Raw genomic sequence first — 9,761 nt, 5'->3', positions numbered from 1 at the left:
GGGAAGTAGAGGGTGCTCGTACAGAGGTAGAAAAGTTACAGGGAGGGGGGAAGATAAAAGTAGTGGGAATAGTCGGGAAGGGGAGAAGAGGGGGCAGTTATAAGAATGGGGGAGGTGGCTTTTGTAAGCCTCTAACGTAAAAATTGAAATAAGATTTCCAAAAAATTCGAGGGTGAGCATGATTAAGAAGATCGGTGTTTTGACAAGTGGCGGTGACGCACCAGGCATGAACGCGGCGTTACGTGGCGTAGTTCGTACCGCTCTGACGGAAGGTTTAGAAGTATACGGTGTTAAAGACGGCTCCTTGTGCCTTTACGAAACGCGTCTCGCGCCGCTTTCTCGTTCTTGCTTCTCTGATGTGATTAACAAAGGTGGTACTTTCCTTGGCTCTGCGCGATTCCCAGAGTTTAAAGAAGTAGCGGTTCGTGAAAAGGCGATCGAAAATTTAAAACAACACGGCATCGATGCGTTGGTTGTTGTCGGTGGTGACGGTTCGTACATGGGTGCGAAGAAGCTGACTGAAATGGGTTACCCATGTATCGGTCTGCCGGGCACTATCGATAACGATATCGCGGGTACAGATTACACCATCGGTTACCTAACAGCATTGAACACGGTTATCGACGCGATTGACCGTCTGCGTGATACCTCTTCTTCTCACCAGCGTATTTCTATTGTTGAAATCATGGGTCGTCACTGTGGTGACTTGACTCTGATGTCTGCAATTGCGGGTGGTTGTGAGTACATCATCACTCCAGAAACTGGCCTAGACAAAGAGAAGCTGATCAACAACATCAAAGACGGCATCTCTAAAGGTAAGAAGCACGCAATCATCGCGCTGACTGAGTTAATGATGGATGCCAACGAGCTGGCGAAAGATATTGAAGCGGCGACAGGCCGTGAAACTCGTGCCACCGTTCTAGGTCACATCCAACGTGGTGGTCGTCCGACAGCATTTGACCGTGTACTAGCATCTCGCATGGGTAACTACGCAGTTCACCTATTGATGGAAGGTCACGGTGGTCGTTGTGTTGGTATCCAAAAAGAACAGTTGGTTCACCACGATATCATCGATGCGATTGAAAACATGAAGCGTCCAGTTCGTCACGATCTATTCAAAGTGGCTGAAGAACTATTCTAAGCACGATTGAATAAGCAGATACAAAAAACCACCTGATTTCAGGTGGTTTTTTTATGCCTTAAGCGGTGCTTTTATGTCGTTCGCTCACCGGCGTTTCTGCTTTTTCAGCCGGATGGTACACCTCAGCGCTTCGCCTTGGTGGTAGCTTACGGCTTTGAAAGCGTTGATGCACGCCGCGACGCAGTGCTTTGACTCGGTTCTCTGCTTTGTCCACGCCCAACAATACAGATAACGCCAATGCGGTGATCAGTACCGATTGCTGCAAATAACCCAAGCCAATCATCATACCGAGCGCGGCCAACACCCAGATTACTGCCGCCGAGGTTACGCCGTGGATCTTCCCGTCCTGAGTCATCATCACGCCGGCACCTAAGAAGCCGACACCAGTGATGATCTGGCCGAGTACCCGTGCTTGGTCCAAGGTATTTGGTGATAACGACACTGCCATAGACATAAAGAAATAAGTGCCAGAGATTATCAGTATTGAGGTGCGAATCCCAACAGGCTTACCGCGCGTTTGTCGTTCAACACCGATGAGAATACCGTTGACGGCACAACAGAGTAACGCGGGCCAGCTAAATGGCCCGAGATCGAGAATTTGTTCGATAGATGGTTGCATTTTGACCTCCCCAAACCGTGGAGTATGCAGTTAATGTAAGTCGCTATCGAACAAAAACTTTTTGTCGTGTGGATTATTCTAAATGAAGGTCGAGTGGCGTTTTACTGCTGCGTCCGCCGATTTCCCGTGTGAGCTTCGGCACTAGGTAACCGGATACCCGCTCAATCACGCCAGCCATAATCGTTTTGGCTTGTTGGTCAGAAATAAAGAAGTGTGCCGCGCCTTGTACTTTATCTAAAACATGGATGTAGTACGGCAGCACGCCGCTATCAAATAGCGCTTCGCTTAACTGGACCTGAGCGTCGACGTTGTCGTTAACCCCTTTCAACATCACCCCTTGATTGAGCAGTGTCACGCCCACTTGTTTGAGCTTCGATAATGCATCGCTCAGCTCTTGGTTGATCTCTTGTGCATGATTGATGTGGGTGACCAAAATGACTTGCAAGCGCGTTCCCGCCAACAATGAGACCAGTCCATCGGTGACGCGTGCCGGAATCACTACCGGCAGACGTGAATGGATACGCAGTCGTTTGATGTGAGGAATATCAGCAATATGGTCAATCAACCATTGCAGTTCATCATCTTTGGCCATCAACGGGTCACCACCTGAGAGTATCACTTCATTCAGCTCATCGTGCTGAGCGAGGTAGTCGAGGCTTTGTTGCCAAGTGGTTTTATTGCCCTTGTTTTCTTGATAAGGGAAATGGCGGCGGAAGCAGTAACGGCAATTGATCGCGCAGCCACCTTTTACGATCATCAGTGCTCGGTTGCGGTATTTGTGCAACAAGCCGGGGATGTCGTTGTTTTGTTCTTGCAAAGGATCGTTCGAATAACCCGGATGAACCTCAAATTCTGCCGATAAAGGAAGAACCTGACGCAATAGAGGATCAAAAGGATTGCCTTTTTGCATTCTTTCGACAAAACTTTGCGGCACACGCTGAGCAAAAAGCTTTCTCGCGTCAAACCCGTTTTGCCAAGGTTCTGGATCTATCTCCAAGTATTCCAGCAGTTTTTGAGGATCGGAGATCCCATTCGCTAGCTGTTTGAGCCAGTTTTGCTCAACAGAATCGACATTTCGGGTTATGATGTGCGGCATTAATTTAAACTCGAAGAATGGTAAGAGGAAAAAATGGCTACTGTTAGCACGAATGAATTCAAAGGCGGTCTTAAAATTATGCTTGATAATGAGCCGTGTGTCATTCTCGAAAACGAGTATGTAAAACCGGGCAAAGGACAGGCATTCAACCGCGTTAAGATCCGTAAACTGCTTTCAGGTAAAGTTCTAGAGAAAACATTCAAGTCTGGCGACACTGTAGAAGTGGCGGACGTAATGGATATCGACCTAGATTACCTATACAATGACGGTGAATTCTACCACTTCATGAACAGCGAAACATTCGAGCAAATCGCTGCAGACCTTAAAGCGGTAGGCGATAACGCTAAGTGGTTAGTAGAGAACGACAAGTGCATGTTGACTCTATGGAACGGTAACCCAATCGTTGTAACTCCACCAAACTTCGTTGAGCTAGAAGTAACAGACACAGACCCAGGTCTAAAAGGTGACACTCAAGGTACGGGTGGTAAACCAGCAACACTATCGACTGGCGCAGTCGTACGTGTTCCTCTGTTCATCTCAATCGGTGAAGTTATCAAAGTCGACACTCGCTCTGGCGAATACGTTGGTCGTGTGAAGTAAGCACTACTTCGATAAAGTTTTTGTAAAAAGGTCACTTCGGTGACCTTTTTTGTTTTTCAGTCTGGCATTTGATGTGCCACAATTCTTGTCTTGTACTATGTGGTTAAACTGATGCCCATGAAACAGTCTTTACGAATCTGGCTTGATGCCGCACGACCAAAAACGCTACCGCTGGCCCTAGTGTCCATTTTGACCGGGAGCGTGTTGGCGTACTCTACCCACCAATTCTCTTTGTCAGTTGCTGTGTTGGCGTTTGTGACTGCAACGCTGCTGCAAATTCTTTCAAACTTAGCCAACGATTATGGTGACGCAGTAAAAGGCACCGATAACGAAAAACGCCTTGGACCTCTGCGCGCGATTCAATCGGGGAGTGTCTCTTTAGAGAACATGAAGCAAGCGATCATCATTAACGTGGTTTTTACCATGATCGCGGGTTTGACGTTGGTGTTCTACGCGCTTGATTCACTAAATAGTATTTTGGCCTTCATCGGTCTGGGCGTGTTGGCGATCATCGCTGCGATTGCTTATACCGTAGGTAACAAGCCATACGGCTACGTCGGTTTAGGTGACGTGTCGGTATTTATCTTCTTTGGTCTGCTCGGTGTTGCGGGTACTTACTTCTTGCATACTGGCATGGTTGCACCTTTATTGACACTACCTGCTATAGGTTGTGGTTTACTGGCTGTTGCAGTTCTCAACATCAACAACATGCGCGATATTGAGAACGATGAAGAGTGCGGGAAGCGCACGGTCGCGGTGCGTTTAGGACAAAAACGCGCTAAGCAGTACCACTCAATCCTGCTGGTATCTGCGATTGCGGTGTTTGCTTCTTACTTGCTGCTGCAACCGGGACCGTGGTGGGTCAGCCTGCCTTTTCTCTTGAGCGTTTTTGTCACATATAAGCACGGTAAAGCGGTGTGGCTTGCCGAGCAACCTGCACAGATTGCGCCTATGTTACCAGTGATAGTGAAGTGCTCTTTGGTGACTAACCTGTTGTTTGCTGGTGTGGTTATCGTCCAAACATTGATACGGGTTTAAGCGGCTTTCGTGACTAAAATCACCGGAAAGCAGTTTCGAGCTTAGTTAGATGATAGTTGTCATTGCAATGACTTAGTGACCCTATATACTCGATGGATATACGAACGTTATGGGAAGGAACACGATGGAATACAATACGTCTGCCTTATGCGATATTTACTCTGAACAAGTAGATGTTGTTGAGCCAATGTTCAGTAACTTCGGTGGCTGTGCCTCATTCGCTGGACAAGTTACAACGGTTAAGTGTTTCGAAGACAACGGTGTCATCCGCGAGATTCTCGAACAAGATGGTCTGGGCCGAGTGCTGCTGATCGACGGTGGGGGTTCTCTTCGCCGTGCGTTGATTGACGCAGAACTTGCATCATTAGCGGAAGAAAACGACTGGGAAGGTATCGTGGTCTATGGTTGTGTGCGTGAAGTCGATGAGCTCGAAGACATGAGCATCGGTATTCAGGCACTAGCTTCTATTCCGGTTGGCGCCAGCTCTCAAGGTATTGGTGAAGTGGACATTCCGGTCAACTTTGGCGGTGTGACTTTCCTACCTGAAGATTACCTCTACGCAGATAATACCGGGGTGATTCTTTCCCAAGAACCACTTGATGTGGTGCTGGAAGTTGAAGATGATGAAGTCGTCAATGACTAGTTTTAACGAATAAACAAAAGCCGGCGCCATGCCGGTTTTTTTGTGCATTAAGAAACGGGGATCGCAACGTACTCTTTTCTTAGCTTCAACGCATATAGGTAGCCGAGTACGCCACCGACAATATTACCTACCGCGATGCCAATAAATAACCCTTCAATGTCATACATTAAGCTGCCTACCCAAGCGCCCGGCAAGGTAAACACAAACAAGCGCATAAAACTCCATTGGAACGCACGTAGTGGTTGATGCAATGCATTCAATCCGGCGATCAGCATCATCACAATTCCTTGAAAGCCGTAGCTAAACGGCACGACCAATAGATAATGCCAAAGCAGGTCTTTGACTTCTTGCTCTTGCGAGAACAGCGCCGCAAGAGGAATGCTGAGCGGCACCATCATGATAAAAATACCGAGTTGAAACACCACTGAGAAACGAATACTCAAGAACAGACCGGCGAAACTGCGGTCAGGGTTATTTGCACCGATGTTCTGCGCGATAAACGGTGTCAGTGCCGAGGTTAGCGACATGAGGACCAAGATCAGTATTGATTCAATACGTTGTGCTGCACCATAAGTCGCAACTGCTGCCGTACCGTGACTCGATAGCATCATCATCAGAATCGCGCCTGAAATCGGGTTCATCGCGTTTGACATCGCCGCCGGTGTACCGATTTTTAAGATTAAGCGCCAGTCGGATAACAAGCTTGGCAAATAGGGCCATGCGAGCAGCTTTTCGCGTTTTAATAACACATAAAACGAACCACATAATGCGCCAAACCAACTGAACGCACTGGCAATCGCGGCACCTTGAATGCCCAACTCGGGGAATGGTCCGATCCCAAAGATCAGTAATGGATCGAGTACGCCGTTGATTAAACCCGCTAGCATCATGATCTTGGCTGGTGTTTTTGTATCACCTGTGGCGCGAATCGCACTGTTTCCTGCCATCGGAATAACCAGCAGTGGAATGGTGAGATACCAAATCTGCATATACTGCTGAATCAATGGAATAAGGTTTTCTTCGGCGCCCAATAAGAGAAATAAGGGTTCTATGGTGCTAATACCGATCACACAGGCGGCAGCAACCAGAGCAACGGCGAGAATCAATCCATGGGTTGAGAAACGGGCGGCGTCTTGCGCTTCGCCTTGACCGAGCAATCGGCCGATGTTGGTCGATAGGCCAATGCCAATCCCCATGGTGATGCAGTTGACGGCAAAGGTCACTGGAAAGGTGTAACTGATCGCGGCGAGAGCTTGTGTGCCAAGCAAAGAGATAAAGAAGGTATCCACTAGGTTGAACATCAAAATCGCAACTAGGCCGAAGATCATCGGCACCGTCATTTGACGCAGTACTTGGGGGATGGCGCCCGTTAACAGGCCGTGCTTATCCTGCATTGCGAATAGCTACTCTAGCGAAAGAAAAACGTAGCATACTTGATTCGCCCAGTAGATACAAAAAAGGCCAGCATCCGCTGGCCTTAGAGAAGTTCGCTTAAAATTAAGCTTTAGCTGCTGCCGCTGCTTTTGCGATAGCTACGAAGCTCTTAGCGTCTAGAGAAGCACCACCAACTAGAGCACCGTCGATGTCTGGTTGTGAGAAGTAAGCTTCAGCGTTTTCTGGCTTAACAGAGCCGCCGTATTGGATGATTACTTGTGCTGCTACTGCTTCGTCCTTCGCTGCGATTAGTGCGCGGATAGAAGCGTGGATGCGTTGTGCATCTTCAGCTGTTGCTGCTTTACCAGTACCGATAGCCCAGATTGGTTCGTAAGCGATGATCGCGTCGTTTAGCGCTTCAACACCGTACGCGTCGATAACTGCGTTGATTTGACGTGCACAAACTGCTTCAGTTTCGCCCGCTTCGTTCTGTGCTTCAGATTCACCGATACAGAAAACTGGCTTCAGGCCGTTCTCTTTTAGGAAAGCGAATTTCTTAGCCACGAACTCGTCTGATTCGTTGTGGTATTCACGACGCTCAGAGTGACCGATGATGATGTGAGTTGCACCAAAGTCTTTTAACATCTCAGGAGACATGTCACCAGTGAACGCACCGCTGTTGTTTAGGTCAGTGTTTTGCGCACCTAGGATTACCTTGTTACCGCCTTCTGCGATTACACGCTCAGCTAGGTCGATGTATAGCGCTGGTGGAGCTACCGCTACGTCTACACCTTCAACGCCTTCAAGCTCAGCGTTAATACCAGTTAGCAGCTCTTTTACCATTGCTTTGCTGCCATTAAGTTTCCAGTTACCCATCACTACAGGACGACGCATAGGAATATCTCCCTTATCTTTAATGTAAAAAGTGTATTAATGTAAAAAATCTTCGTAGGAATATAACAGATTAAATAAGCCAGATCATGACTAGTATCATGTCTTAACCGGATCTCAGCCATTGGTTGGATCTGTCACTCACACCAATCTCGTCTTGTCGTGACCAGTTCAGTGATCTCATAAGCAGAATAGCGGTAACTGACTCGGAAATCTGTGTAGAAATTGATAATAGTGGCTCAACAGTGAATCATCCATGTTGAAACTCTCTTACATTTGAGGATAACGATGCCAAATTTAGTAATGGAATACTCTAGCTCGGTCGATGAGCGTGTTAATGTTCAAGGATTATTGGAGGACTTACATCAGGTCGCGCTGCTAAGCGGGCTATTTGATGTCGGTTCGGTAAAGTCACGAGCATTGCGTTGCCATGACTGGCTGATTGGTGATGAAGGAAATAGTGTAGACTTTATCCATATCAGCTTTGAATTGCTCGATGGTCGTACTTCAGAGCAGAAAAGAGAGTTGTCGCGTCAGTTGATGGCCGAGCTGCAAGAGCAGGCGAGCCATATCCGTAGCCTGACGGTCAATGTACGAGATATGGACAGAGAGTGCTTTCAAAAGGTGATTAACTAGTTATCTCTGTATATTTTTAATTTTTAGGTAATAAAATGTCGATTAAAGAACTGCTGTTTTCATTTCAAGGTCGGGTAGGGCGTAAAACTTACTGGATTTGGAATGTCATTTATTACGGTCTGATTGTAGGTTTTGCCCAGGGGATGAACGTACTGTTTCCGGCGCTGGCGCATCTGCTTCTGCCGGTCTTCTTGTTGGTTATTCTGGTGCCGGATTTAGCAATTACCGCCAAACGTTGGCATGATCGTAATAAAACCAGTTGGTGGTTGTTACTCAACGTGCCTTTGGTGATTGGCCGTATGACGATGCCGATTGCAGCAGACCCAAGTCAAGCAGCTCAACCTTCGACATTACAGGTGATTGGTTCGTTGACCGCATTAATTTGTGGTGTGTGGATATTGGTTGAGTGTGGATTCCTGAAAGGGACGGATGGAGATAACCAGTTCGGACCAGAACCCAAGTAAACCTTACCTATCTCGACTAGAGTGTAGTATTTCCAGCTCTAGTCGAACTCTCTTACTTTCTCAATAAAATCTCTTCGACTTTATGGTCTGAGCCTTTCTTCAGCACGAGTTGCGCGCGCCCTTTGGTTGGCAAGATGTTTTGGTGCAGGTTGATACCATTGATGGTCTGCCAAATATCGTGCGCTTTCTCAATGGCTTGGTTCTCAGTCAGCTTAGTGTAGTGGCTAAAGTAAGAACCGGGCTTAGTAAATGCGCCTTGGCGGAACTTTAAGAATCGTTCGACATACCAGTTTTCGATCACATCACTGCTAGCATCAACGTAGAGAGAAAAATCTAAAAAGTCAGAAACGAACACGCGATGCGGGTCATGCGGGTAATCCATACCACTTTGCAGTACGTTGAGTCCTTCGATGATCAACACGTCAGGGCGGTCGACAACTTTCACTTCCTCGGTGATGTCATAGGTAATGTGTGAGTAGATAGGCACGCTTAAGTTGGGCTTGCCGGCTTTTACATCGGAGACAAACTCGACTAGACGTTTGATGTCGTAAGACTCAGGAAAACCTTTGCGGTGCATGATGCCGCGTTCGTTAAGCACTTCTTTCGGGTAAAGAAAGCCGTCGGTTGTGACCAGTTCAACTTTCTGGTGATTTTCCCAACGAGCAAGTAAGGCTCTAAGCAGACGCGCCGTGGTACTTTTTCCTACCGCGACACTTCCGGCGATACCAATAATAAAGGGTGGTGCGCTTTCTTGGTTGCCGAGAAAGTTGTTGAGTACTGAGTTGCGACTTTGTCTTGCCGCAACGTAAAGGTTCAACAATCGAGCCAGAGGCAGATAAATCTCCACTGCTTCTTCCATGGTTAGGTTTTCATTGACCCCTTGAAGCTCGGTCAAATCCTCTTCGGATAGCGTCATCGGTACAGAGTTACGCAGCTCTGCCCATTGCTGACGAGTAAAAGAGAGGTATGGTGTCATAGTCTTCCTAACCAGATTTCGCGATAAGAGCAGCGAAAATACAATATCAAGCGCAGATTGCAAATGACAAGCGTAAGATTAAGGCGCTTTTCTCAACTAAATTGTGCGATTTTTCAGCAAACAAACAGAAACTGGTTAAAAACGTATTTTTTTTTGGTTTTGCTATTGCAAGCTAGAAAATCATTCAATAGAATGCGCACCACTTATGCCGACTTAGCTCAGTAGGTAGAGCAACTGACTTGTAATCAGTAGGTCACCAGTTCGATTCCGGTAGTCGGCACCA

General features: G+C 47.2%; 11 protein-coding genes and 1 tRNA gene. 7 read left to right on the top strand and 5 right to left on the bottom strand.

From position 1 onward, the window contains the following. Window positions 1-178 precede the first annotated feature (178 nt). A complete protein-coding gene (gene pfkA / locus HCZ42_RS21230) occupies window positions 179-1,141 on the top strand; it encodes a 6-phosphofructokinase (RefSeq protein WP_167422666.1) in 963 nt (320 codons plus the stop codon). A 58-nt stretch (window positions 1,142-1,199) separates the two neighbouring features. Here the strand turns inward: pfkA and HCZ42_RS21225 are convergent, their stop codons facing one another. Both HCZ42_RS21225 and epmB read right to left on the bottom strand, forming a co-directional pair. Then, window positions 1,200-1,760 (bottom strand): MgtC/SapB family protein, encoded by a 561-nt coding sequence (locus HCZ42_RS21225; RefSeq protein ID WP_254869009.1) that lies wholly within the window; start codon window positions 1,758-1,760, stop codon window positions 1,200-1,202. Between the two features lie 73 nt (window positions 1,761-1,833). Next, window positions 1,834-2,856, bottom strand: a complete 1,023-nt coding sequence (epmB, locus tag HCZ42_RS21220; protein WP_167422665.1) for an EF-P beta-lysylation protein EpmB — start codon at window positions 2,854-2,856, stop codon at window positions 1,834-1,836. 33 nt (window positions 2,857-2,889) lie between these two features. On the opposite strand from epmB, the gene efp reads away from it, so the two are divergent. The 3 genes from efp to rraA all read left to right on the top strand — a co-directional run bounded on the left by efp (window position 2,890) and on the right by rraA (window position 5,137). After that, a complete protein-coding gene (gene efp / locus HCZ42_RS21215) occupies window positions 2,890-3,456 on the top strand; it encodes an elongation factor P (RefSeq protein WP_167422664.1) in 567 nt (188 codons plus the stop codon). 117 nt (window positions 3,457-3,573) lie between these two features. After that, on the top strand, window positions 3,574-4,494 hold the full coding sequence (locus HCZ42_RS21210) for a 1,4-dihydroxy-2-naphthoate polyprenyltransferase (protein WP_167422663.1): 921 nt from the start codon (window positions 3,574-3,576) through the stop codon (window positions 4,492-4,494). Between the two features lie 124 nt (window positions 4,495-4,618). Further along, the gene (rraA, locus tag HCZ42_RS21205) at window positions 4,619-5,137 is read left to right on the top strand and encodes a ribonuclease E activity regulator RraA (protein WP_053410142.1); all 519 of its coding nucleotides are present in this window, start codon (window positions 4,619-4,621) and stop codon (window positions 5,135-5,137) included. A 47-nt stretch (window positions 5,138-5,184) separates the two neighbouring features. Here the strand turns inward: rraA and HCZ42_RS21200 are convergent, their stop codons facing one another. After that, window positions 5,185-6,531: an MATE family efflux transporter gene (locus HCZ42_RS21200; protein ID WP_167422662.1), complete on the bottom strand. Its 1,347-nt coding sequence runs from the start codon at window positions 6,529-6,531 to the stop codon at window positions 5,185-5,187. 103 nt (window positions 6,532-6,634) lie between these two features. After that, window positions 6,635-7,405, bottom strand: a complete 771-nt coding sequence (gene tpiA / locus HCZ42_RS21195; protein WP_167422661.1) for a triose-phosphate isomerase — start codon at window positions 7,403-7,405, stop codon at window positions 6,635-6,637. Between the two features lie 285 nt (window positions 7,406-7,690). Between tpiA and HCZ42_RS21190 the strand changes: the two genes are divergently transcribed. Both HCZ42_RS21190 and HCZ42_RS21185 read left to right on the top strand, forming a co-directional pair. Beyond that, window positions 7,691-8,038: a 5-carboxymethyl-2-hydroxymuconate Delta-isomerase gene (locus HCZ42_RS21190; protein WP_167422660.1), complete on the top strand. Its 348-nt coding sequence runs from the start codon at window positions 7,691-7,693 to the stop codon at window positions 8,036-8,038. A gap of 35 nt (window positions 8,039-8,073) precedes the next feature. After that, entirely contained in the window at window positions 8,074-8,502 is a 429-nt protein-coding gene (locus HCZ42_RS21185) for a DUF805 domain-containing protein (RefSeq protein ID WP_167422659.1), read from the top strand. A gap of 52 nt (window positions 8,503-8,554) precedes the next feature. Here HCZ42_RS21185 and coaA read toward each other — a convergent pair whose 3' ends face one another. After that, window positions 8,555-9,478 carry a type I pantothenate kinase gene (gene coaA, locus HCZ42_RS21180; protein ID WP_167422658.1) on the bottom strand — a complete coding sequence of 308 codons (924 nt, stop codon included), beginning with the start codon at window positions 9,476-9,478 and terminating at the stop codon, window positions 8,555-8,557. A 207-nt stretch (window positions 9,479-9,685) separates the two neighbouring features. Between coaA and HCZ42_RS21175 the strand changes: the two genes are divergently transcribed. Next, window positions 9,686-9,761: transfer RNA gene (locus HCZ42_RS21175), tRNA-Thr, on the top strand.

It is taken from the genome of Vibrio hepatarius (genome assembly GCF_011806575.1).
Taxonomy (GTDB): domain Bacteria; phylum Pseudomonadota; class Gammaproteobacteria; order Enterobacterales; family Vibrionaceae; genus Vibrio; species Vibrio hepatarius_A.
This window is presented reverse-complemented; position numbering and strand designations above follow the sequence as displayed.